This window comes from Cephaloticoccus primus (assembly GCF_001580015.1).
Classification (GTDB): domain Bacteria; phylum Verrucomicrobiota; class Verrucomicrobiia; order Opitutales; family Opitutaceae; genus Cephaloticoccus; species Cephaloticoccus primus.
On the sequence record NZ_LSZQ01000042.1, the window covers coordinates 1 to 23847 of the forward strand.

Annotated in this window: 18 protein-coding genes; 3 read left to right on the forward strand and 15 right to left on the reverse strand. The window is 63.6% G+C overall.

The genetic code is table 11. From position 1 onward, the window contains the following. Positions 1 to 302 precede the first annotated feature (302 nt). The 10 genes from AXK11_RS05230 to AXK11_RS05275 all read right to left on the reverse strand — a co-directional run bounded on the left by AXK11_RS05230 (position 303) and on the right by AXK11_RS05275 (position 10520). Positions 303 to 971, reverse strand: coding sequence for a DedA family protein (locus AXK11_RS05230; protein ID WP_343124258.1), 669 nt, complete (start codon positions 969 to 971; stop codon positions 303 to 305). Between the two features lie 372 nt (positions 972 to 1343). Beyond that, positions 1344 to 3575 (reverse strand): polyribonucleotide nucleotidyltransferase, encoded by a 2232-nt coding sequence (gene pnp, locus AXK11_RS05235; RefSeq protein WP_068630017.1) that lies wholly within the window; start codon positions 3573 to 3575, stop codon positions 1344 to 1346. Between the two features lie 302 nt (positions 3576 to 3877). Continuing rightward, on the reverse strand, positions 3878 to 4141 hold the full coding sequence (gene rpsO, locus AXK11_RS05240; protein ID WP_068630019.1) for a 30S ribosomal protein S15: 264 nt from the start codon (positions 4139 to 4141) through the stop codon (positions 3878 to 3880). Positions 4142 to 4749: 608 nt separating this feature from the next. Continuing rightward, entirely contained in the window at positions 4750 to 5223 is a 474-nt protein-coding gene (tsaE, locus tag AXK11_RS05245) for a tRNA (adenosine(37)-N6)-threonylcarbamoyltransferase complex ATPase subunit type 1 TsaE (protein ID WP_068630021.1), read from the reverse strand. Then, the gene (locus AXK11_RS05250; RefSeq protein ID WP_068630023.1) at positions 5204 to 6142 is read right to left on the reverse strand and encodes a thiamine-phosphate kinase; all 939 of its coding nucleotides are present in this window, start codon (positions 6140 to 6142) and stop codon (positions 5204 to 5206) included. The genes tsaE and AXK11_RS05250 overlap by 20 nt, the downstream gene beginning before the upstream one ends. Positions 6143 to 6156: 14 nt before the next feature. Further along, a complete protein-coding gene (locus AXK11_RS05255) occupies positions 6157 to 7032 on the reverse strand; it encodes a CPBP family intramembrane glutamic endopeptidase (protein WP_068630025.1) in 876 nt (291 codons plus the stop codon). 3 nt (positions 7033 to 7035) lie between these two features. Next, on the reverse strand, positions 7036 to 8427 hold the full coding sequence (locus AXK11_RS05260) for a dihydroorotase (protein WP_231865766.1): 1392 nt from the start codon (positions 8425 to 8427) through the stop codon (positions 7036 to 7038). Between the two features lie 236 nt (positions 8428 to 8663). Continuing rightward, positions 8664 to 9701 carry an aspartate carbamoyltransferase catalytic subunit gene (locus AXK11_RS05265; protein ID WP_068630027.1) on the reverse strand — a complete coding sequence of 346 codons (1038 nt, stop codon included), beginning with the start codon at positions 9699 to 9701 and terminating at the stop codon, positions 8664 to 8666. Positions 9702 to 9855: 154 nt separating this feature from the next. After that, positions 9856 to 10254, reverse strand: a complete 399-nt coding sequence (locus AXK11_RS05270; protein ID WP_068630029.1) for a type II toxin-antitoxin system VapC family toxin — start codon at positions 10252 to 10254, stop codon at positions 9856 to 9858. Next, positions 10251 to 10520: a hypothetical protein gene (locus AXK11_RS05275; protein WP_068630031.1), complete on the reverse strand. Its 270-nt coding sequence runs from the start codon at positions 10518 to 10520 to the stop codon at positions 10251 to 10253. The genes AXK11_RS05270 and AXK11_RS05275 overlap by 4 nt, the downstream gene beginning before the upstream one ends. Before the next feature lie 238 nt (positions 10521 to 10758). Between AXK11_RS05275 and AXK11_RS05280 the strand changes: the two genes are divergently transcribed. Together AXK11_RS05280 and smc are read left to right on the forward strand one after the other, a co-directional pair. Beyond that, positions 10759 to 11847: a LacI family DNA-binding transcriptional regulator gene (locus AXK11_RS05280; protein WP_082780917.1), complete on the forward strand. Its 1089-nt coding sequence runs from the start codon at positions 10759 to 10761 to the stop codon at positions 11845 to 11847. 44 nt (positions 11848 to 11891) lie between these two features. Next, positions 11892 to 15794, forward strand: a complete 3903-nt coding sequence (gene smc, locus AXK11_RS05285; RefSeq protein WP_068630035.1) for a chromosome segregation protein SMC — start codon at positions 11892 to 11894, stop codon at positions 15792 to 15794. Positions 15795 to 15871: 77 nt separating this feature from the next. On the opposite strand, the gene cas3f is transcribed toward smc, so the two are convergent. The 4 genes from cas3f to hpf form a co-directional block, all read right to left on the reverse strand. Beyond that, positions 15872 to 19261, reverse strand: a complete 3390-nt coding sequence (cas3f, locus tag AXK11_RS05290) for a type I-F CRISPR-associated helicase Cas3f (protein ID WP_068630037.1) — start codon at positions 19259 to 19261, stop codon at positions 15872 to 15874. Next, the gene (cas1f, locus tag AXK11_RS05295; protein WP_068630039.1) at positions 19258 to 20235 is read right to left on the reverse strand and encodes a type I-F CRISPR-associated endonuclease Cas1f; all 978 of its coding nucleotides are present in this window, start codon (positions 20233 to 20235) and stop codon (positions 19258 to 19260) included. The genes cas3f and cas1f overlap by 4 nt, the downstream gene beginning before the upstream one ends. A gap of 146 nt (positions 20236 to 20381) precedes the next feature. Continuing rightward, positions 20382 to 20951: an orotate phosphoribosyltransferase gene (gene pyrE, locus AXK11_RS05300; protein WP_068630041.1), complete on the reverse strand. Its 570-nt coding sequence runs from the start codon at positions 20949 to 20951 to the stop codon at positions 20382 to 20384. A 177-nt stretch (positions 20952 to 21128) separates the two neighbouring features. Continuing rightward, complete coding sequence (gene hpf, locus AXK11_RS05305) at positions 21129 to 21515, reverse strand: ribosome hibernation-promoting factor, HPF/YfiA family (RefSeq protein ID WP_068630043.1); 387 nt, start codon at positions 21513 to 21515, stop codon at positions 21129 to 21131. A gap of 339 nt (positions 21516 to 21854) precedes the next feature. Here hpf and AXK11_RS05310 point away from each other — a divergent pair, with 339 nt between their 5' ends. Continuing rightward, positions 21855 to 22667: an RluA family pseudouridine synthase gene (locus tag AXK11_RS05310; protein ID WP_068630046.1), complete on the forward strand. Its 813-nt coding sequence runs from the start codon at positions 21855 to 21857 to the stop codon at positions 22665 to 22667. Positions 22668 to 22911: 244 nt separating this feature from the next. Here the strand turns inward: AXK11_RS05310 and AXK11_RS05315 are convergent, their stop codons facing one another. Then, a complete protein-coding gene (locus tag AXK11_RS05315) occupies positions 22912 to 23832 on the reverse strand; it encodes a M14 family metallopeptidase (RefSeq protein WP_068630050.1) in 921 nt (306 codons plus the stop codon). Positions 23833 to 23847 lie beyond the last annotated feature (15 nt).

Sequence of the window (23847 nt, forward strand, 5' to 3'; positions counted from 1 at the left end):
AGGACCTTCCCCTGTCGCTTCGCGACAGGAGAGGAAGCCTGAATCGCGGATGGAGTGGAAACCCATTTGGGCGATTTTCGTTGGTTAACCGGTAAACGCGGTTCTAGCGCGGCCCAACAAGGCCGCGCCCATAAAATCGGTCAACGACCGCCCGACCGGAGGTCGGGTATCCTCTTACTGTGCGGTTTGCTTGGCGGGCGGAACGCCCGCCAAGCAAACCGCACAGTAAATGGGTGCAGGCACCGCCTGCCGCTGCCCGCGTAGGGCCGCCTCTCACGCGCAGTGGAGTTGCCTTCGTTGCTTCAGATTGCGGCTGCTTTTTCGCGGCGCGCGCGGCGCCATGCCTGGCAAGCCTCCACCACCATCGGGATGACCGACAGCACGATGATTGCGAGGATCACCAGTTTGAAGTTGCGCTGAATGAACGGCTGTGAGCCGAAGAGAAATCCTGCGTAGGTGAAGAAGTACACCCACGCGAAACCGCCGATCACGTTGTACGCCATGAAGTGCCGGTAGCTCATCTGCCCGACACCGGCGACGAAGGGGATGAAGGTGCGGACGATGGGCACGAAACGTGCGAGGATGATTGCGCGGCCGCCGTAGCGCTCGAAAAACGCATGGGCGCGCTCAAGGTGTTTTTTGCGCAGAAAAATCGAGTCCTCGCGCTTGAAAACCGCCGGGCCGATCTTTGCGCCGATCCAGTAGTTGGCGCTGTCACCGGCGACCGCGCAGGCCCACAGCAGCAGCGCGAGCAAGTGCACGTTGAGCTGGCTTTCAACTGGGGAGGCGAGCGCCCCGGCTGCGAAGAGCAGCGAATCGCCCGGCAGGAAAGGCGTCACCACCAAGCCCGTTTCCGCAAAAACGATCAGCGCCAAAACCGCGTAGGTGCCCGTTCCGTACTGCTCTACGATTTCCTTCAGGTGGACGTCGATATGGAGGATGAAGTCGATCAGGTGCTTAACGGCATCAATCATGACGGAGTGGACAGGCGGTATTGGAAAAAGTGGCGTGAGCGGGTGTGCGCTTGGACTCGAAAAAGCGAAAGGGGCCCAGTCCGCGCGAGCCCCCGCCCGCTGTCAACGGGCCTGCGTCAGTGCGTACGACTATTTACGCTGCACCAACTGCACCTGCGCCTTCGCCGCTGACTTTCATCGCGGCTCCAAACCAAGAAACCGCGAGCGCATTGAAAATGAGTGGAGCTTTGGATTAGGGCAGCGTGTACGAAAAAGCCGCGGCGGGAATTCCCGTCGCGGCTCGCGGTGAGGAGCGGGCGTGTGTCTTCCGGCACTGCGGTCGGGCTGGGCCAGCGAACGCGTGTGTGCCGGAAGAATACGTTAACCGGCTTACTCGGGCTTGGCCTCTTCGGCGTCAGCTTCGGCGCTCGCGGGTGCTGCGGGCTCCGCTGCGTCGGCGTCATTCGCGCCGGCCGCCTGGTTTTGCGCTTCGATTTCGGCGAGGGCGGCCTTGCGGCTGAGCCGCACTTTTTTGCTGCGCTCGTCGATGCCGATGCACTTGACGGTGATCGAGTCGCCGACCTTGACGACGTCCTCGGTGCGGCGCACGCGGAAGTCCGCCAGCTCCGAGATGTGCACGAGCCCTTCCTTGCCGGGCATGCACTCGACGAAGGCGCCGAAGTCCTTGGTGCCGGTCACGCGGCCCGTGTAGATCTTGCCCACTTCGATTTGCGAGCCGCCGCCGCACAGCGAGTCGATCTCCTGGACGGCGCGGTTCATCGCCTCGGCGTTGTTGGAGTAGATGAAGACCTTTCCGGAGTCGTCGTCGGAGATGTCTACCTGTGCGCCGGTGGTCTCGACGATGCGGCGGATCGTCTTGCCGCCCGGGCCGATGAGCAGGCCGATCTTTTCGGGGTCGATCTGGATCGTCTGGATGCGCGGGGCAAAGGCCGAGAGATCGGCGCGCGGTGCGGGCAGCGCGGCGAGCATCGTCTTGAGGATTTCGATACGGGCGTCGCGTGCCTGGTAGATCGCGGTTTTCGCGATTTCGAAGGGCAGGCCGTTGATCTTCAGGTCGAGCTGGAAGCCGGTGATGCCCTTGGTCGTGCCCGCGAGCTTGAAGTCCATATCGCCGAAGTGGTCTTCCTCGCCGAGGATGTCGGTGATGGTGACCCACTTGTCGATGGAGCCGTCGGGCTTGTTGGTGGTCATCAGGCCGCAGGAGATTCCCGCGACAGGCGCGACGATAGGCACGCCCGCATCCATGAGCGCGAGGCAGCCGCCGCAGATGGAGGCCATCGAGGTCGAGCCGTTGGAGGAGAGAATCTCCGACACGACACGGATCGAGTAGGGGAACACATCCTCCGGCGGGAGCACCGGCACGAGCGAGCGCTCGGCGAGCGCGCCGTGGCCGACCTCGCGCCGCCCGGGCGAGCCGTAGCGGCCCGTCTCACCGACCGAGAAGGGCGGGAAGTTGTAGTGCAGGATAAACGACTTCGAGCTGACGCCGCCGGTCAGTGCGTCGAGGTGCTGTGCTTCCTTGGTCGGCCCCAGCGTGGTGATGGCGATGTTCTGCGTGTCGCCGCGCTGAAAGCTGGCCGAGCCGTGCACGCGCGGGAGCACGCCGACCGCCGCGCTGAGCGGGCGCAGCGATTTCGCGTCGCGCTTGTCGGCGCGGATGCCGCGCTCAAGGACGGTCTTTCGGTAGGCCTTGTACTGGAGCTCCTCGAAGACGATTGCGACATCGGCCTCGGTAAACTTGTCGGCACCGAGCTCGGCGGTCAGGGCCGCGATGGCCTCTTCCTTTAGTGCTTTGATGTTCGCCGCGCGGACGGCCTTTTCGTGACCGAAAATCGCCTCGCTCACGCGCGCCTCGCTGGCGACGCGTTCGATGATGGCGCGGGCTTCGTCGGTGGCCTTCACGAGCGGGAAGGTCGCCTTCGGTTTACCGGCGATGAGGACGAGCTCCTTGATGGCCGCGAGGATCGGCTGGATCGCCTTGTGGCCAAACTCCAGCGCCTCGATGAAGCGCTCTTCGCCGATCTGATCGGCCGAGCCCTCGATCATGAGCATGTCGCTCTCGGTGCCCACGTAGATGAGGTCGAGCGTGCTCTGGAACATCTGGTCAATGGTGGGGTTGGCCACGAACTGGCCGTCGATCTCGGCGACGCGCACGCAGGCGATCGGGCCCGCCCACGGGATGTCGGAAATCGCGAGTGCGGCGGAGGCGCCGTTTACCATCGAGATGTCCGCGTCGTTGATCTGGTCGGCCGACATGAGCTGGCCGATGATCTGGACCTCGTTGAGAAAGCCTGCCGGAAAAAGCGGCCGACAAGGGCGGTCGCAGAGGCGCGAGGTGAGGATTTCCTTTTCGCTGGGGCGGCCTTCGCGCTTGAAGTAACCGCCCGGGAAACGGCCCGCGGCGGCGTACTTTTCGCGGTAGTCCACGGTGAGCGGGAACCAGTCCTGCCCGGGCTTGATGGTTTGGGCGACGCAGGCGGTGACGAGGACGTTGGTCTCGCCCACGCAGACGTTGACTGCGCCGTTGGCGAGTCCGGCGTAAGTGCCGGTGGAGAAGGTGATCCCGAGGCCGGGCACCGTGACGTTATGCTTCTGATTCATTCTATTCGGATACGGATATGGTGTAGTGCTGCGGATGAATACTCGGGCGGGGCAGCAGCACTACGAACTGCGGCCCGGCCGAGGGAGCTCAGCGGCCTTCAATCGTGCGCGATTAAAAAAAATCGCGTGTTGAAACGCCGGAGCCGGATGCATCGGGGGCTCGCGCGCCTTTTGGGGAAAAGGGAGGCAACTGGCCCGATGCGGAAAAAACGAAAGCCCCCGGGTTGTATGCGGGGGAGGGGATAATGAGAAAGGGCGCCCCGCACTCGAATCGGCGGGCCGCCCTTTGCTTAAAAAAATGCTTAGCGGCGCAGGTGCAGCTTTTGCAGCAGCTCGGTGTACTTCGCCAACTCGTGGCGCTTCACATAGTCGAGCAGCTTGCGGCGACGCGCGGCCATCTGGAGCAGCCCGCGGCGCGAGTGAAAGTCCTTGCGGTGCGTGCGCAGGTGCTCGGTCAGGTGGTTGATCCGGGCAGTCAGCAGGGCGATCTGGACTTCGGAGGAGCCGGTGTCCTTTTCGTGGGTTTTGAACTCAGCGATGATTTCGGGTTTGGAGACGGTAGACATGATTTTGTGGTTTGTTTTCTCACGACCATTTGGGAGCCGCACTCTCTGGAAGAAAGCCGCTCCGTGACGCCCGCTCCCCGCGCCGCACCTCACGACCGAAATCGCGGAGGAGCCGCAAGCGGTTTGCCAGCGTCACCGTTTTTGCCCCGACAGGAGGTCGGAGCAGTCGTGGTGGGAGCCCGCAACCAAACGAGCCCTCACTAACGCAAGCCGCCGACAACACCGCCCGCCGCCCCCCAGCGCAAGCGCGTTATTCGGATTTTCACCCGCGCGCCTCTACCTACAAAAGACTCCACTACGCGTGGGGCGGTGGCGGGTCGCCACTTCCATTTAATTTGGGAATCGGCTCCGTCGCTGCGCGACGAAGCACGATTCCCAAATTTACATGAAACTCCCCCTGTCGCGTTGCGACTGGGCTTGAAGCATCAAATGCGAATGGGGCGGAAACCCATTGGGGCGAGGTGAAACGATTTGTCGGTAAATCACCGATTAATGGTCGGGACCTTTCTACTGTGCGGTTTGCTTGGCGGGCGGAACGCCCGCCAAGCAAACCGCACAGTAAATGGGTGCAGGCACCGCCTGCCGCCGCCCGCGTAGGGCAGCCCTTGCTATCGCTCTGCGTGGCTGTGCAGGCGGATGCTGTGGCTGTGGTCGGCGGGGTTGATGGATAGCGTGAGGTGCTGGGTGCTGGCGGGGAGCCAGTCGGCGATTTTTTCCGGCCACTCGATGGCGAGGATCCAGGGAGAGATGAGGAAGTCTTCGAGCAGCAGGGCTTCGACCTCGGCGGCGGTTTCGATCCGGTAGGCGTCGAGGTGCAGGAGCGTGCGCGGCGGCTGCCCCTCCGCGACGCTGCGGTAGAGGCTGTAGAGCGAAAAGGTCGGGCTGGTGACGGGCTCGCGAATGCCGAGGCCGCGCGCGAGGCCGCGGACGAAGGTCGTCTTGCCCACGCCGAGGTCGCCGTGCAGGGCGAGCGTGGTGTCGGGCGGCAGCGTCCGGGCGAAGGCCGCAGCGGCGGCTTCGCAGGCTTCGGCGCTGTGGGTGACGAGGCCCGCGCGGAGTTTCTCACAGATGCTCGTAGCCATGATAATCCTCCAGGTTGAGCGCGCCCGCCTCGCGCGTTCCGGCTTGGGTAAAGTGGCCGAGCCGCGTCAGCCGCGTCTTGGGAAACGCCTCGCGCCAGCGTCGCTCGAAGTCCGCCGTGCGCGCACTCGCCGAGAGGCTGAAGATCAGCTCGTAGTCCTCGCCACCGCAGACCGCCGAGCGGAGATCGGCGCCGCGCCGCAGTGGAAGCCGCCCGGGGAAAATCTGTGCGCTGAGTGGCTGCTGGCCCGTCTCCAGCGCTTTAAGGTCTTTGGCGAGGCCGTCGCTGATATCGATCATCGAATGCACGGCGCGTTGGCGCGCCAGCCAGGCGCCCTCGGCCAGCCGCGGCGTGAAGCGGTAGTGGTGCCCGGTGCCAAGCGTGTTGCCGAGCTCTCCTGTGACGTAAATCGCGTCGCCTTCGCGCGCGCCACGGCGGGTGAGGATGCGGCCGCCGCGCGCGGGATTTCCCAAAAGGGTGAGGCTCGCCGAGAGGTGCATTTGCGGGGCCTCGGCGATGTCGCCTCCGACGATTGGTACGGCGTAGTGGTGCGCACAGGCGGCGAGCTCGCGGTAAAAGCCTTCGAGCCAGCGCAGGCTCGTGCGCCGGTCGAGCGTGAGCGCGAGCACGGCGGCAATCGGGACGCCGCCCATCGCGGCCAAGTCGCTGAGGTTGCGCTTGAGGAGCTTTTGCGCGGTCGCGCGCGGCGACATCGTGTCGTTAAAATGCCCGCCGTAGATCACAGGATCGACGGTGATGAGTCGCGCACTTTTCCCGCGCGGGAGCACCGCGCAGTCGTCGCCCATGCCGAAGGGCTCCGCCGGCGCGGCGTCGCCCAGCCAGAGCCGGATTTTCTCCAGGAGCCGCGTCTCGCCGAGGGCGGCGACGGATTCGCCGTGCTTTTCCGTAAAGGGATTCATGGGTGGCTCACACCTCACATGCCGACGCCGCCGAGGATCATGAGGATCGTATTGAGGTTAAAGAGCGCGTGGGCGAGGATGGGCACGGCGAGCGTGCCGCTGCGCTCGTAGGCGAGTGCGAAGATCAGGCCGAGGACGGCGAGCGGCGCAAAGCTCGCGAGGTTGGCATGCAGCGCGGCAAAGAGCAGCGCGGGCAGCGCGAGCGCGACCCAGCGCGGCGCACGGGTGCGCAGGTAGCGGAAAAGCCCCGCGCGAAAGATCAGCTCCTCGGTGAGCGGAGCGAGAACGACCGCCAGAAACGTCATGCTGCCGAGCAGCAGCGGCGAGTCCGCCTCGGCAAAGAGGTCGACGAGGTCTTGCGCCTGATAGTCGATGTGGAGCAGGTGCAGGAGCCCTTGCCAAAGCAGCGCAGTCGCACCCACGACGGGGAGCGCGATCAACTCGCAGCCGATGCCTTTTCGCAAAACGCCAGCCGGGCTTACCCCCGCCGCTACCGCCGCGGCGGCAGGCTTTTCCCTTTTGTGGAGCAGGCGGCGAAAAAAACACACGCCGCCGAGCATCCCGCCTTGAAACGCGCCGCCGAGGAAGAGCATCGCCATGTCGGAGGCATGTGCCGCTTCGCCGCCGGTGCTGATTCCCGTGGGCGAGATCCCGCCCAGCCGCAGGCAGAGCAGGGCGAGCGCCTGGCCGAGTACTCCGCCGACGATCACACAAAACAGGAACAGGAAAAACCCCGAGGCCGAGATGTCCCAGTGCAGCACGGTGTCTGCACGTTTGCGCGCGGCGGCGGCCTCGCTCCTCGCTTTGGCTGAGAGGCCGTAGCGCCAGAGCAGCGCGAGTCCCGCGAGGCCGAGCGCGCTCGCGATTGTGGTAACGATTTCCGGGCGCATCACTTACTCGCTTCTTCCGGCATCGGCCGTGATGCGGCCCTGGTCGTAGACGACTTTACCGGCGCAGATCGTGGTGTGCACGCGGCCCGTGAGCTCCTGCCCATCCCACGGCGAGTTCTGCGATTTGCTGAACCCGCGCGCCGTCTCGTAGCGCCATTTTTCGTCGGGGGCGAAGAGGCAGATGTCGGCCGGCGCGCCCGCCGCGAGCGTGCCCGCGCCGTCGTGCAGCTTGAGGACTCCGGCAGGGCGGCGCGTCATTAGATCAATGACTTCGAGCAGCGGCATGCCCGCCTCGCGATGGAGCACGGAGAGCGTGATCGGCAGCGAGGTTTCGAGCCCGAGGATGCCGAAGGGCGCGTGGTCAAACTCGCGGTCTTTCTCGTAGTTGGCGTGTGGCGCGTGGTCGGTGGCGATGGCGTCGATGGTGCCGTCCTTCAGGCCGGCGATGAGCGCCTGGCGGTCGGCCTCGGTGCGCAGCGGCGGGTTCATTTTGAAGTTCGTGTTGTAGCCGCCGAGCGCTTCGTCGGTGAGCGCGATGTGGTGCGGCGTGGCCTCGCCGGTGACGCGGATCCCGCGCGCCTTGGCGGCGCGCAGCAGCTCGACCGAGTACGCGCTGGTGAGGTGCTGCATGTGCACGTGCGCGCCGGTGTAGAGCGAGAGGATGATGTTGCGCGCGACGATGATGTCCTCCGCCGCGTTGGGCCAGCCGCGCAGGCCGAGGCGTGTAGAGACCTCGCCCTCGTTCATCACCGCACCTGCGGTGAGCGCGTGGTCCTGGCAATGGTCGAGCAGCGGCAGGTCGAACATCTTGGCGTACTCGCAGGCGCGGCGCATGATCTCGTTACTCTGCACGCAATCGCCATCGTCGGTGATCGCGACGACGCCCGCGCGCGCGAGCGAGCCGATGGGGGCGAGCGTCTCGCCCTTCATGCCGACCGTGATGCAGCCCGTCGGGTAAACGCGGATGACCGAGTCGCGCTTTATCGCATCGTGGATGAGCTGGATCGTGGCGGGATTGTCGCCGGGCGGCGTGGTGTTCGCCATGCAAACGACGCTGGTGAAGCCGCCCGCTGCCGCGGCGCGGGAGCCTGTGCCGATGGTTTCCTTGTGGAGCTGTCCGGGCTCGCGCAGGTGCACCTGGATGTCGATCAAGCCCGGGCAGGCGACGAGGCCGCCCGCGTCGATTTTTCGCGCGGCAGCCTTGTCGGCAGCAGACAGCGAGTCGACGAAGCAGCCGTCCTTGACGAAAATCTCGCCCGCCGCGTCGCGCTGCGCGGCGGGGTCAATGATCCGCGCGTTCGCTATCCAAAGCAGCGAAGGAGCGGGCGAGGTGGAGGACGCGGGAGAGGCAGGGTGGGGCGGGAGGGCGGAGCGGGAGGGCGTAGTAGTGTTCACGAGGACTTGAGTTTGGAGCTCCGGCTTTTTCGGGCGCGGTCGGCGCGGAGTGGGCACCGCTTGTGGGGCGGGCGCGCTGCACGTTGCCCTTGGGGCCGGAGCGGTGGTTATCGGTTTTTAGTTAAAAGGGAGGTGAGGGCGTGAGTGCCGAGGCGGTGTGTAAGGCTGCGAAGCGCGGCTGGTTTGGCAGTGGGCGAGTGGGATCGGCACCTGATTGACGATCTTCGCGGTACTTATCAGGCAGCAGGTTCATTGAGCACCTGCCCGCCGAGGCACAGGTGGAGCACCGCCATCCGGATGGCGATGCCGTTGGTCACCTGATTGAGGATTACGCTGTGCGGGCCATCGGCCAGATCGCTGTCGATCTCGACGCCGCGATTGATCGGCCCCGGGTGCATGATGATCGCGTCGGGGTGCAGCCAGCTCGCGCGGGTTTTGTTGAGCCCGAACAGGCCCGTGTACTCGCCGAGCGAGGGAAACATCGAGAGCGACTGCCGCTCGTGCTGGATCCGCAGGAGCATGACGACTTCCGCATCCGCGAGCGCGTGGCGCAGATCGTGCGAGACGCGCACCCCGAGCGCGGAAAAATGGTGCGGGACGAGCGTCGCAGGGCCCACGATTGTGACATCGGCACCGAGCTTGCGCAGCGCGTGGATGTTGGAGCGCGCGACGCGGCTGAAGAGGATATCGCCGAGGATCACCACGCGGCGGCCCTTGAGCGTCGGGCACAGGCTGCCCGCTTCGGGCGCGAAGTGCTCGCGCATCGTAAAGGTGTCGAGCAGCCCCTGTGTGGGGTGCTCGTGCGCACCGTCGCCCGCGTTGATGATCGGGATGTGCAGGATTTGGGAGAGGTAGAGCGGCGAGCCCGCGGCGGCGTGGCGGATCACAATCGCATCGGCCTGCATCGCCTGGATGTTCTCGGCAGTGTCGCGCAGCGTCTCGCCCTTGGTCGTCGAGGAGGCGCTGCCCTCCAGCGAAATCACGTCGGCCCCGAGCCGCTTGGCCGCCATGTCAAAGGCCATCCGCGTGCGCGTGCTCGGCTCCAGAAAAAGGTTTACGATCCGCTTGCCGCGCAGCGGGGCAGGGGCGGGATCGGCGGGCTCCGCCAGCGGCTGCGAGGATGAGGACGTAGCTTCGCCACCTGTGCTCCCGGCGGCCCGCTCCGCGCCCTGCGTAAGACTGCGCTTGAAGGCGGCAGCAGTCGCGTGGATTTGGTCAATCTCGTCGAGGCTGAGCTCTTCGAGGGTGAGGAGGTGGCGGCGCATCCAGGACATCTCGTCCGCCGATAAGGAAGACCCGCCGCCCCGCCTTCGAGCCTTTTTGTGACACAGCTAAGCCGCGTAGCTTGACCATACTGGGCGAGGTTGGTTTGGCCTCTCAGTCGGAGGAGAGCACCCGTTGCGCGATGTCGCCGCAAAAGCGGGCGTCTCAGGCAAAGGAGGCATCGAAATGGACGCGGATGAGCTCCTTGATCCGGTCAAAGTCGGTGTCGCGGCTAAGTAGGGGCATGCCCAGCTCGATCGCGCAGGCCGCTATCCATAGGTCGTTTGGTGCGACGGTGCTGCCCGTGACCTTAAGCTGACGGCGCAGGCGTGCATAGATGCGAGCGGTTTCTTCGGTGATCGGGTGCACCTCGCACTCGGACAGCGTCTCTTCAAGCCACTGCTCATATCGCTCGCGGTAGCGCGAGCCTGCGATGCCGAAGCGGTACTCGCCGAGCACAATGGCGGGGATGACACGGCGGGGGCTGCGGCCGATTATATCGAGTGCACCACTGGCCGTGCCGTCTGCCCAAGCGGACAAGGCGCAGGTATCTATGACGATCATTGGGTAAGTGCCTCCCGTTCGCGCTGTTCGCGCGGCAGGCCAAACTCTTCGTCAATGAGGCGCTGGATACGGATGGTCTCGTCGTGTAGGTCGGCGAGGGCTCCGGCGGTCTTCATCCATGGGACGTCTTTCCATGCTGGACGGGCAGTGGCACTCTTCTGTACCGCTTGGGCGACGAAATCGCTTAGGCCGATGTTGCGGGCATGGGCCTCTCGCTCGGCCAGCTCGTAGATTTCTTGGGGGAGCTCAATAGTGGCGGCGGGCATGGGGGCGAATGTGCGCGTGGGCTCTAGACGCGTCAAGCCGCGCCCGAGTTCGCGGCTTACGGGGATGCGACAATTAGCGCGGCGAAGAAGGAACCACGCGGCGCCAGAATGTCCGCGCGGCGGTTTTGTGGCGAATAACCAGGGAGGATGGTTGCACGGTGTTTGGCGGCGTTAGCGCTCCGTATTCTCTCCGGTTGCGCTGGGGGCGGGCAGGGCAGGAGAGTGTGGGGCCATCCCCATGCTTTCTGCCGCCCCACAGAGAAAAACGACGTTGCGCGATGTCGCCGCAAAGGCGGGCGTCTCGATCGCCACGGCGTCGCGTTGCCTCAACTCACCTAGGAGGGGAAACGCCGCCACCCGCGCCCGGGTGCATGCGGCGGCGGCCGAGCTGGGCTACAGTCACAACCCCCTATTTGCGGAGGTGATGCGTTTCGTGCGGCAGCGCGCGCCCGACCGGCACCTCGGAGCGCTCGCGTACCTCGTCCCCTGCCGGAGCAACGAGCAGTGGGAGCAGGCGCGGCGGCTGGGGCGCTATGGACGCTACGGGGCGGCAGTGCGCGAGCATGCGGCGCGCTACGGCTTCGACCTTACGGAGTTCCCCATCGGGCTTCCGGCGTTTAGCGCGTCGCGACTCGCCCAGATCTTGATCGCGCGCGGGATCAGCGGGCTTTTCCTTGAAACATTTCCGAACGAGCACTTCGAGCGGGAGTTCCCGTGGCAGCATTTTTCGACGCTGCTGGTGGGGCACTCGCTGCACAGCCCGGGGCTCGACTGCGTGGTGAGCGACCATGTTAACGCGGTGTTGCTCGCGGGCGAGCAAGTCCTCTCGCGCGGCTACCGCCGGATCGGGCTCGCGCTGGAGACGAGTCAGGACCGCGACACGAGCGGTGCCTGGGTAAATGGCTACCAGCTACTCCAGGCCCGCCATCCGCAGTGGGGTGCCATCCCGCCATTTATCCGCAGGGAGATCACGGCGGGCCCGCTCATTGCCTGGCTAAAGGAGTACGGGATCGACTGCGTCTTTACGCTCTCGGCACTGCACGATGGCCCGCTGCGCGATGTCGTCACCCCGATGGAGGACTGGCTGGCGGCGGCGGGGATCGAGTGCCCGGGCGAGGTGGGCCTCGTGACGCTGGATCGCTCCTACGTGCCCGAGCTGCCTTGGGCGGGGATCGACCAGAGCACGGAAGAGCAGGGGCGGGCGGCGGTCGACCTGCTCCTCGCCAAACTGCAAGTAGGCGAGCGCGGCCTCCCGAAAATCTCGCGCACGCTGCTCGTGCATTCCCACTGGTGCGAGGGCAGGACGGTGCGCGCGCCCAAGCTGTAAAACATTGCGGGGGGCGGGGCGGATTTCACACTCGCGCGCTTTTCATGTACCTCAAGGCGCTAAAACTCCACGGCTTTAAGTCCTTTGCCGACCCCACCACGCTGAAGCTCGAGCCCGGCGTCACGGCCGTCGTAGGCCCCAACGGTTGCGGAAAATCGAACATCGCCGATGCGATCCGCTGGGTACTCGGCGAGCAGTCCGCCAAGGCCCTGCGCGGCGGCAAAATGCAGGACGTGATATTTGAGGGCTCCGATGCCCGCAAGGCCGCCCAGCTCTGCGAGGTGTCGCTGCTGCTCACCGACTGCGAAAAACAGCTCGGCAGCGAGTTTCACGAGATCGAGATCATGCGCCGCGTGCACCGCGATGGCGCCAGCGAGTACTTCTTTAATGGCCGCGCCTGCCGCCTGAAGGACATTCACAAGCTCTTCATGGACACCGGCGTAGGCCGGATGAGCTATTCGATCATGGCGCAGGGCCAGATCGACCAGATCCTCTCCTCAAAGCCTGAGGAGCGCCGCGCGGTCTTTGAGGAAGCCGCGGGTATCACCAAGTACAAGGCGCAGCGGCGCGAGGCACTCGGCAAGCTCGCGCTCACCGACCAAAACCTCTCGCGCGTGGCCGACGTGGTGGGCGAGGTCTCGCGTCAGATCGGCAGCCTGCGCCGCCAAGCCGCCAAGGCGCTGCGCTACAAGCGGCTCAACCACCGGATGCGGCACCTCGCGCTCGCGTGGAACAGCCAGCGGCACAGCCAGCTCGCCGCCCAGCTCGGCGAGCTCGAGGCTCAGGTCGCCAGCCTCAAAACTCAGGCGGAGAGCCGCCGCCGCGCGCTCGAATCTCAGCAGGGCGCGCTCGACGAAAAGAAGGCGCAGCGCGGCCAGCTCAACCAGCGCGTGCAGGACGCCCAGCAAGCCGCCTACGATCTGCGCTCGCAAAAAGAGGCGGCCGAAAACCGCGCCAACCTCGCGCAGACCAAGCGCGCGGGCCTCGAAGACCGGCTCACCGCCTCGCGCAACACGCTGGGCGAGCTCGAAATGCAGTTGCGCGAAGTCTCCGAGCAGGCCGACACCGGCGCTCAGGACAAGCAGCAGCAGCTCACGCTGCTGGGCTCTTCGGACGACGTTTACCAGCAGTGCAACCGCGAGCTCAGCGTCGCCGAAGGCCAGCTCAGCCAGCTCGAGAAGGAGCTCTCCGCGGCCAAGTTTCAGCTCCTGCACTCGGAGAGCGCCGTCACCCGGCTGCGCGCCGATTGCTCGCGCTACGAGGTCGATCAAAAGACCAGCGCCCACCGGCACGAGTCGCTCGCTGCGGAGCTCGCCCAGGCGCGCGAACACGAGGCGACTACCGCTCAGCAGCTCGCCGAACTCGATCAGCGCGTGGAGGCGGCCAACGCCGAGAAAGCCCACACGCACGAGCAAGTTTCGGCGGCGCAGCAGCGAATCGCCGCACTTACCGGCGAGTTTCGCGAGGCCCAGCGCAAGCAGCAGGAGATCGACCGCTCGCTCGCCCAGCGCAGCGCGCGGCTGCGGCTCTTGCAGCAGCTTCAGGAAAAATGGGAAGGCTTCGGCGAGGGCGCCAAAGCCATCCTCCAGGGGCGGCTCGGCGATGCGTTGGGCGAAGGCGCGGATGCGCCGCGCCCGATCACTCAGGGGCTGGATGTGCGGCCCGATAAGGCGCGCGCGATTGAGGCGCTCCTCGGCGCCGCGGCCGAGGCCATCCGCGTGAGCGACACCGCGACGGCGCAGCGCATCCTAGAGCAACTGGAGGCGAAAAAACTGGGCGCCGCCGTCCTCCACCTCGCCGAGCTCGGCGCGCCGCGCGGCGCTGCGCAGGCAGTTGCCGGAACGGCGGCGGCGGAGGCGGCGAGCGCGCCCGTGCTTCCTGCGATGCTCGTGCCCGCGAGTGAGGGGCTGGCGGCGGCGACCGATCCCGAGCACCCTGCGCTCAGCATTCTTTCGGCCTGCTACATCACCAGTGACCTTCCGGCCTTTCTGGAGTACTGGCGGGCGAATCCTGATTTCAGTTTCCTGGCCGTGGCCTCGACCAAGGGCGAACTCGTGGATCGGCGCGGCTTGATCTACGGCAGCTCCGCGAAGAAGGCGGACAACAGCATCGTCCAGCGCGAAATCGATCTGCGCGAAACCGCCCGCGCCCTCGCCGAAGAACAAAAGGCGCACGACGCGCAAAAAGGCGTTATCGAAAAAATTGCCGCTACGCTCGCGGAGGCCGAGGCCGCGCTCGAGCAAGCCCGCGCCCAGGTCCTCACGGCGACGCAGCAGCTCGCCCAGGCGCAGGCCGAGCAGCGCAACGCCAGGCACACCGCAGAGGAGGCCGCGCGCCGCATTGAGCGGATGACGCGCGAGCTCGCCTCGCTGGAGCAAGCCAGCGCGGAGGCGAAAACCCGCTGGGAAAAAGCCCAGCAGCAACTCGCCGAAGCCGAGGCTGCGACCGTCGCCCAGCGCGAAAAAATCCAGACCACCGAAGCTGAATCGGTCGAAGTGCGCAGCGCCCGCGACGCCAAACGCGAGGCCCTCGCCCAGGCTCGGCTCGATCTCGCCGAGCATCGGCAAAAGGTCGAAGTCCTCGACCGCGGTCTTACCGAGATGCAGCGCCGCCGCCAGCAATTGCAGGCGCTACTCACGCAGCGAAACGCAGAGATCACCTTTTGCGACGGCCAGATCGCCGACCTCGAAAAGGAGGCTCAGGCCGCCAGAGAGCAGGCCGCTGCGCTGGCGGGCACACTCGAAGCCGCGCAGCAACAGGTTGAGAAGCTGCGCGTCGAGCTCGTCGAGCTGGAGCGTGCAATCGGCGAGCTCGAAGGCGCCCAGCACAGCGAGCGCCAACAGTCGGACTCGGCGAACAGCGAGCTGGGGCGTCACGAAATCAAGCTCGCCGAGCTGCGCCAGCGCCTCGCCTTTCTGGTCGAGGAAGTGCAGCGCGAGTTTGAGACCGATATTTCCGAAATCGACTGGAAGCGCAGCTTGTGGCGCGCCGACGATGAGCCCGAGGGCCTGCAACCACTCGACCTGGAGGAAGAGGATGAGGATGAGGCCGCGGCCGCGCCGGCCGCGCCGGGCACCGCCACGACTGAGGCGGGTTCCCACGCGGACACGGATCCCAATGCGGCGGATGCAGCAGATGCCGCCGCGCCCAAGCGGCGGTCAAGGAAGCGCCAGACCGTGCGTGGCGAGCCGACCGAGGCCGATCTCGCCGCACTCGAATCGACTGACTGGGCGGCGGTGAAAACCGAAGTCGATGCGCTGCGCCAGCGGCTCGGCAGCATGGGCGCCGTGAACCTCGTCGCCATCGAGGAGTACGCGGAGCTTAAGGAGCGACACGATTTTCTGAAAACCCAGGTCGATGATCTGAGCAGCGCGAAGGCCGAGCTGTTGGGCGCGATTGACGAGATCAACCAAACTTCGCGGCAGCAGTTTGAGCTCACATTTGAGCAGATTCGCAAAAACTTCGCGGGCACCTTCCAGACGCTCTTTGGCGGGGGCCGCGCCGAGCTGGAGCTGATCGAAACCGAAGACATCCTCGAAAGCGGCATCGAGATCGTCGCCCAGCCGCCGGGCACCAAGCTAAAGAGCATTACGCTGCTCTCCGGCGGGCAGAAAACGCTGACCGCCGTCGCGCTGCTCTTCGCGCTCTACATGGTGAAGCCCTCGCCCTTCTGCTTGCTCGACGAGCTCGACGCGCCGCTCGACGAATCGAACATCGGCCGCTTCACCGACCTGCTGAAGCAGTTCGTCGATAACTCGCAGTTCATCATCATCACCCACAACAAGCGCACGGTTTCCGCCGCGCAGGCGATCTATGGTGTGACGATGGAAGAACGCGGTGTCTCGAAAATCGTCTCCATGCGCTTCAGCCACCACGCCCACCAAAGCGACTCCGAAGAACCGCAGCCCGAAACCATCGCCGAATCCGTCACCGGCACCCGAGCCTGAGCCGCCCGCTCCCCTCTATTCGGCGATCAGGGGACGGGGGCCGTCAGTGCAGCGGCTGGACGGAAAGGCGTGTTTTCCTAATCCAGTGGGGCGAAGCCGAGTGCGGGGTGGAATCGCCATGGTTGTGGGGTGCCGTCCGAATGTTTTTTCTCTTTCCGTAGGCTGACGGTGGCAAATTTTAGGGCGAAGTCGCGCAAGGGGAGGCTCATGGCTGCGGCCTGCTCTTGCATGGCGGGCAAGAGCTCACTCACGCCCCAGATGCCGATGTTTGGGCCTTTGAGCTCACTGTCTGGAATCCGGGCAAGGAGGCTTTCCTCGACCTTGACGTAAGGCATTTCACAGCGCTTTTCACCTTTGGGCAATTGGTGTAGATCGGCACCTTCTTCGTCCTCATCGGGGAGAAAGACATAGTGGGCCTCTTGATGTGTTTGCTCGCGGAAGGGGTAGCGCTGTTGTAACAGGCCGGTCAGCGAGCCCATCGGGCAGTGCCAGTAGCTGCTGGAGTTGAGCGGTGGCGGTTTGGCTGATATTCCGCGCCGCTTGGGAGGCGGGGTGGGTTGTGGCAGCATCTGCTGCTGTAAACGCTCGTGCTCCAGATCGATCAGGCGCTCGCCGGGATTCAGCGTTTCGGCGGGCTGGATGCGTGGGCAGGCGTCGATGATGGCTTGTCCCTGTGTGTCGATCAGGTCGCCGAGCAGTGTGTACATATTATGCTCCTTGAGCCGGAATTCAGCACTTTCAAACCCCGGGCGACAGTAAGCGGGCTTGTTGGGGTGCTCAAAGTGGCGCAGGCTGTACTCCAATATCATCAGGTTGGGATGCTCAATATTGCGCATGCGATGGCGCAGTATTCGGCCCACGAGCTGGATCAGCGAGCGCATGGAAGACGGGTCGAGAATCGCCCAGTCATAATCATGGTCGCGGCCGACTTCCGTTACCGGACTGCCCAGAACAATAAAAATGTGATTATCGCTCGGGCTACTATCTATCTTTTGGCGAATGTCGGGGAGATGAAACACCGCATTCTCATCTCGCCGATCCAGAGCCTTGTCCAATTGCTGCTCAATCTTTGAGCGTAAAAATAGCGGGAACTGTGAATGATAAACGCACAAGTGAATCTGTGTTCCGGATGGGCCGCCGTGCTTGAAAAGAGCCAGTGCAATATCAAATAATGGGTCGATATTAGCCATCCGGATGAGGCCAAAACTGACCCGCTTTCCGCTTATCGGGTCAAGGCTGTGGTGCTTGTCATGTAAAGACAGGGCCGTATCGCGCAGCAGGGTTGCCAGTTCGGCTCGTCGCTTCTGTTTATTCTGTGTAGTAAATTTCAGGGGTAATAGTTTGGCGCGCCGCTTCGGTGCTTGCTGTCTGAGGCGCTCGACCCGCTTTTGCACAAACGCCGCATGTGCGACATGGAAGCTCTCTGCATCGCCACAGCTTGCCTGTTTTTGGCTAAACTCATCCGTCCACAGGCAGCAGATATCGGTTGCTTCATCTGGGTGTGGACTGCAATTGCGTGCAAACCACTGTCGCCCTTCTTTATAGGCGAGAAACAGGCCTTCCAGCAAAGAGGGCGGTAGTGTAGCGGAGGATAGCAATATCCGCGATCCGAGCAGCCCCGCCCAGTGTACAAGTCGGGTGAGCGCCGGCAGGTCATTAATATCAAAGTCGTCTGGCTCATCCAGTACCAGGTCACCACTGAACAGGCGGAGCATGGGCACAATCTGACTGCCTCCACGAAGGCTTTCCGTAGCGGGCATCAAGTGATCGACCGTGCACACCAGCAAGGGGGCCGCCAATAATTTCCGCACGGCAGGATTGTGACTGAGGCGTTGCAGCAACGGGTGTTTATCGTTGCCCTCAAACTGTACATGGTTGCCCTCGGGCAGTAAGTCTTCCCGGGAGGCTGAGCCGGTTTTTTCTGCCTGCTCTTCATAAAAATCGAAAAGCTCGCGGCTGGAGCTGCCGCCGACCAGGATTGCCAGCGCCTCATCATCCAGTCCGAGATTGCGTTGAAAGCTTTGTCCGGTTTGCAGGGTTAAAGTACGCAGTCCAATGGCAAAGGCGCAGCGCATGCCGCGCGCCGGATCGGCCAACGCATTCATGATGCGCGCATTGCCGAGAGTCTTGCCGCAACCGGTCGAGGCCATATTGACGATGAAGGCGCCGCGCTCGGCGGCCTGTTGGCGCACACTTGCTGCGAGATCAGTGGCACGGTCTTGCCAGCGAAAGGCCGGATCGGTGCTGCGCTTTTTTAGCCCTTTGTGATTTTGTAAATAGCTCAGGTGGCGAGTGAGCCCCGGGAGAGACTGTACAATTATCCCCGCGTGAGTGGTGACTCCCAGCAAGTGTTCGTCCAGTGTTTGATTCGGCTTTCCTTTGTCTGTATTCGCATACAGAGTGCGGAAAGGGGCGCGGTTGGCCATCGCCTCACTGTCTTTGCCCTGGCTGGAGTAATAATGATCGGCCAGCATTAAACACAGGCGCGAAACGTGAGCAATGAACGGATCGCGCAGCCAGTCGCGGTCGGGCTGGGCTTGTATGGCGGGGAGCAGGTGGCGCGCATGACGCGCCGCGCGCTTACGCCATTTTAGCTCCGTAACGGGCAGATCATGCTTGAAAGTCCAGTACGGCAGCGCGCTGTTTGAGCGGGCTCCCTCTTTCAAGGGCTCTGGTTCATTCCAAAGCGAGTCGATACGTGAACAGGCATCCTCAAAATTATCGCCGTCGATTTTCTTGTTGGGCATGCCGTGATAAATAGATTTTTTACCTTCGGCAAAGGGATAGGTTGGCAGTCGGTGATGAGTGAGGATGAGCCAGGCTATGGCACGCGCCAGTGGTGGCAGGGTTTTTAGCGGTTTGTTCTCGTTGGCTTTGGCATCCTTCCCGTCGCGCAACAGTTTACCCGTGCTACACCAGTCATCAAGTGAGTACTTGTCTTCGCTGTTTATGAGCCGGTTTAGCCAGCCTTCATCATTGTCTTGACCGACAAAGACCTGGAACAGGCGGACTGAAATCCACTCGTGCCGATAGAGAGTGCGACTTGTTGGCCAGACCTCTAACCGTCGCTGGAACTCCTGATTGGCCTTGCCCATATCGTGCAGCAGTGCGGCCAGTGAGGTGAGCGCATTGATGATATGTAGATTATGCCAGGTGTTTTCGTCCTCTTTGCGTAAAATATTATTTTCTGTCGTGTTGGTTGGTACTGCGCCTTCGGAATTGAAACGGCGGGTGTCGCCGACGATCCAGAGCAGCTCGCTGTGGTCGAGCCCGCGGACCCAGTGGCAGGCGACAGCGGTGTTTTTGCGGGCGGTTTTGCGCAACAATTTGCGCAGCATATCCAGCCCCGCCTGAGTAATCGGAGTTTGCCAGGTGCGGTCGCCACGGCGTTCGGCGAACTGGTCGAGGATACGCCGGGTCTCGGTCAGTGCCCGCTTATCGCATTGGGAAATCAGCAGAATATTCATGCCTTTACTTTTGCGCCGGTTTGGGCGGCTACTACTTTCAGTGTATCAATCATGAAATCCAGCGCCTCGCTGCGGGTGAGTATATCAATGCAGTGATGGCGAAAGGTCTGCTCGTCATCCCCGCGCATGGCGGAGATAAAGGCTTGCGGGAGGATATGTGCATCCTTGACCAGGTCGGCCGTATCAAAGACCAGTGCGCCTCGCCGGGTTTTCCCGTGCAAGACTGCCAGAGCATGAGGCAGGCCCAGTACCCAGGTAGCCGTCGCTCCCAGACCATACGCCAGATAATTCCCGTGATCGAGAAAACGGTTGGCCGGATCGGCACCGCTGCCATGTTTCGCACGTGTGAACTCGCCGTAGTCAACCGTATCGACTGCCAATTTGAATAAGGCTTTGGTCAGGCGGGCTTCTTCGGTCAGTAATAGTGTATTGTTTTCAGCCAGATCGATTTGTTTGAGAGTGCGTTGTAACAAGTCGTCCAGGCGGTTCATATTGACGTTAAAGTCCGCATCTTGCAGGTGCCGCTTTTCCCATTGTTCGCGCAGACGGGTAATTCTGGCTCGTTGCAGGGCTTTGGCGGCGGCCAGCCGGAGATCATCGTCAAACCAGAATTTCACCCACATTTGTAAATACTCGGTGGGGCGGTATTCGCTTTGGGGAGAAAACCAGGCGGCCTCGACATCTACTTCATTTGCCGAAAATAAGGGCGTGCCGCCGCCCCCACAAAAGCCGACCATCACTCCCGCTTTTGCGAGCTCGCGCATGGCGGCTTGTGTGATCGAGGTGCCCGTACCCAATAAGATCGTAGTCGTATTGGCGATGGGGATATTCCAATACAGCGAACGCTTTCCTGCATCAGTGACGTATTCCACACGACCGCCATTCACCAAAACCCGGCAGTGCTCCAGATAGTATAAATTGGCACGCTTGGAGTGCAGGATGGTTTTCAGCTCGGATGGGGACAGGGGATCCATTGGCTTGGGGCGGGGGAAGTTTCTGTTTCTATGACAAAGGGAGGCTGCGTTTCCGCGCGCGCAAAACACGGGGAACGAGGAACGGAGCAGAGTGAGGTTATGCCGCCCGGGTGGGGGAGCCCCGCCCGTCGGCATCTGCACTTTGGCTAACTGCCGGGCTTTTGAGCGGGTAGGGCGGCGATTTCGGGTGGGACTTGGTCGGGCGCGTAGGTGGGAAAACTCAGGGTGAGCAGCGAAACGGTGGGAATCCCGAAGTCGACTTGGCCGCCGCTGCGGTCGACCAGCATGGCAACGCCTGCGGGCAGGGCCCCCGCAGCTTTGACGATTTCGATGCACTCGCGCACCCGACCGCCGCGAGTGACCACGTCTTCGGCGATAAGGACGCGTTCTCCCGGGGCGAGCGTGAAGCCGCGCCGCAAGACAAGCTGGTCGTTTTGCTTCTCGGCGAAGAGGTAGCGCGACCGCGTCTGGCGGGCGATTTCCTGGCCGATGACGAGCCCGCCCATCGCCGGAGCAAGAACTGTGCTGAACTCCAGCGTGCCGAGCTTGGGCAGCAGCATTGCGGTGAGCTGCTCGACCTCGGGCATCTGCTCGCAGACGCGGGCACACTGGAAAAAGTGGCCACTATGCAGCCCCGAGCGGAGGACGAAGTGCCCCTCGAGCAGGGCCCCCGTTTTGCGAAAAATAGCGAGCGCGGCGCTTTGCGTGTCATCCATACCCAGACGCCTAGCTTTGGGGAGGGGCAGAAGCCAAGCCTCTTGCGAAGTGGGCTTAAGCCGCAGCTTCAGGCACGAAAAAACCCGCCGTGTGTGTGGGCGGCGGGTTTCGCGGTGGGCCGGCTGACCGGATCGGGTCGGTGGCAGCGGCGGCCTCAGCTGTGACGGGAGAATAACTCAGGTGCCGACGAGTTGGACCTTGGGGAGCTCGACGTCGGCCAGCTCTATGCCGTGCGGGTGGTTGCGCTTCTCTTTAAGGAGGCGCGCGCGGCGGCGCAGCATGCGGTCGAGTTTGTCGGTGAGCAGCGAGATCGCCTTGTGGCACTCTTCTGCGGCGACTGTGGCGGTGAGCTCCGGGCCGTTGATGGTGATGTGGCCTTTGGCCTTGAAGCGACTGTCGACCGAGGCCTTCGAGTCGCACTCCAGCTCTACGCGAATGCGCATGATGCGCTCCTCGTGCCGAAACAATCGCTCCGCTTTCTCACTCACGTAGGTCTTTAGCGACGGCGTGAGTTCGAGGTGGATACCGGAGATGATCACTTCGTGGGCATTTGTTCTGTTCATGTTATCTTCCCTTCTTTTTTTGAGGTTACTGACGGGAGAAATTCTGCCGCTGTTCCCTGCTATGACCTCGCTAAGCGAAGTATTGCCGCTGTGGGCTGCCGTGATCGGCATGGGGGTGTTTTCCAACACTGGGGAACCCGTTATCACGTTGGCGCGGAGGGTGGGGGCCGCGGCGCAGTTTTGCAACTCAGTTGGGCATTTCTTTCTGCGAAAATTAGATCCGCTTAAGTCAGCCGGCAGGTGCAGTCATTTTTTGGCGGAAGACACACATTTATTGAACGGCGCTGGCGCCGCACTTCGGGGAGCCAGCAACGCTGCGCCCGCGAGGGGAGGGGCGAGATGAGCGAGCAGCCGCAGCGTTTTGCGCGTCGGGCCTGCGCCTGGCCGCCGCGCCCGCCGAAGCCGGAGCACGTGCGCTTGATTAGCGAGGCCGAGTTGCACTCGTGGATCGTGCATGAGGACGACGCGGTCGTGGTGCTGAACAAGCCGGGCGACGTAGTGTGCCATCCGTCAAAGGCGGGGCCGTGGTCGAGCCTCGTCGGTGCGGTGCGCGAGGGGCTCGGGCTGGCGCAGGTGCACCTCGTTTTCCGGCTCGACCGCGAAACCAGCGGCGTGGTGGTGATCGCCAAAACGGCCGCCGTGGCGAGTCGTCTGCAAAAGGCGATGCAGGAGCGGCGCGTGGGAAAAGCGTATCTGGCGATTCTCGCGGGCGAGCTGCGCGCGGCACAGTCGGTCGATCAGCCATTGGGCGACGATTTGGAGAGCCCCGTTTTTATAAAAACGGCAGTGCGGGCGGAGGGTGAGGGAGGGGCCACGGCGCGCACGCACTTCCAGCCAATCGCTGCGGCCAATGGGTTCACGTTCGCGCGCGTGGTCACGGAGACAGGGCGCAAGCACCAGATTCGCGCACATGCGCAGTGGCTGGGGCACTCGCTGGTAGGCGACAAGATTTACGGGCCCGACGCGCGGCTGTACCTGGACTTTATCGACAGCGGTTGGAGTGAGCGCCTGGCCGAGAAGCTGCTGCTGCCGCGCCAGGCGCTGCACTGTGCGGAGATCGATCTGCGGGAGGCCGGGCTAGACGCCGTTTTTACGGCCCCGCTGGCGGCCGACATGCGGGCCTTCGCCGCGGCGCGTGGGTTGTTGGGTTAGCAGCCCCTCGACTGCGCGTGGGAACGGGAGGAGGTGGGGCATCAAACGCGAATGGAACGGGAACCCGTTGGGGCGATTTTTTTGGTTTACGGGTAAGTCGGTCGAAGACCGCTCGACCGGAGGTCGAGTGCTCCCAACTGTGCGGTTTGTTAGTGGAAGTGGCGCCACTGACGAGCCGCCAACGAGCGGCTCGCAAAATAAAAGGGTCTGCGACCCCGCTCCACGCGTAGGGCTTGCCTCCATCTCAACCTGCCGCAGCCGAGTGCTCCTTGAGCACTGCGTCCACAGCAGCAGCGACGATTGCGCGTTGGGCGGCCACGCGCTGGGCCAGCGGCAGCGAAGAGGGCGTTTCGAGGGTATAGCTGCGATCGCTGTGCTGTTGCTCGTGCAGGTAGAGCGGCTCGGGCCAATCGCTGCGGCCTTCGGCGGTGATTTGCGGGCGGAGGATCCCCGGCTCGTCAATCGGGCGCCCGTCGATCACTTGCGCGGGCTCGATAGGCATTAGCGGGCGGACGGCATCGAGCATCACTTGTGCGAGGCTGGGGCGCGCCCCGTGGTTGAGCTCATAGAGATAAAATCCGGTCGATTCCCAATCCTCGTGCAGGCAGAGCGTGAGGTCGAAGGGCGGCTGCTTTTGAAGCCACGCGGTGTGGGCGCGCACTTCTTCGCTGCGGCGCGTGAAGTAGTCGCGGTTGAGGTCGATGCCCTGCGCATTTTCGCGTGTGCCGAGCTGGAGCCCGAGCGGGTTTAGCGCAGGGCAGATAAACCAGTGGGCACGCGCGTCGAAGAAACCCTCGTTGAGCAGTTCGAGTACGGCGAGCGGCCCGGCGGCTTCGTCGCCATGCGTCCCGGCAGAAATGTAGACGCGCGGGCGGGGTGTTGTGGCAGCAAGCGCGCACGGTTGCGGTTTTACGCGCTTCGTCCAGGCGAAGAGCGGCAGCCCGCCGACCTCGCCCATCGTTTCGAGCGCGCCGCCTGCTCGCTCGGTGGCGAGCCGCAGTGTTTTTAAAAACGTGCTGATGTCGGCGAGCGGCGGCGGGCGTGACTCGGCTTGGTCGTGGGGTACCGCACTGGCACTCGGGCCGGAAACGCTTTCGTTGACGGAGGGAGAGGCACGCAGGGATGACACGGGGCGATCCTCATAAGACTTGGAAGCGCAGTGCAAACCCTGTTAGGCCGT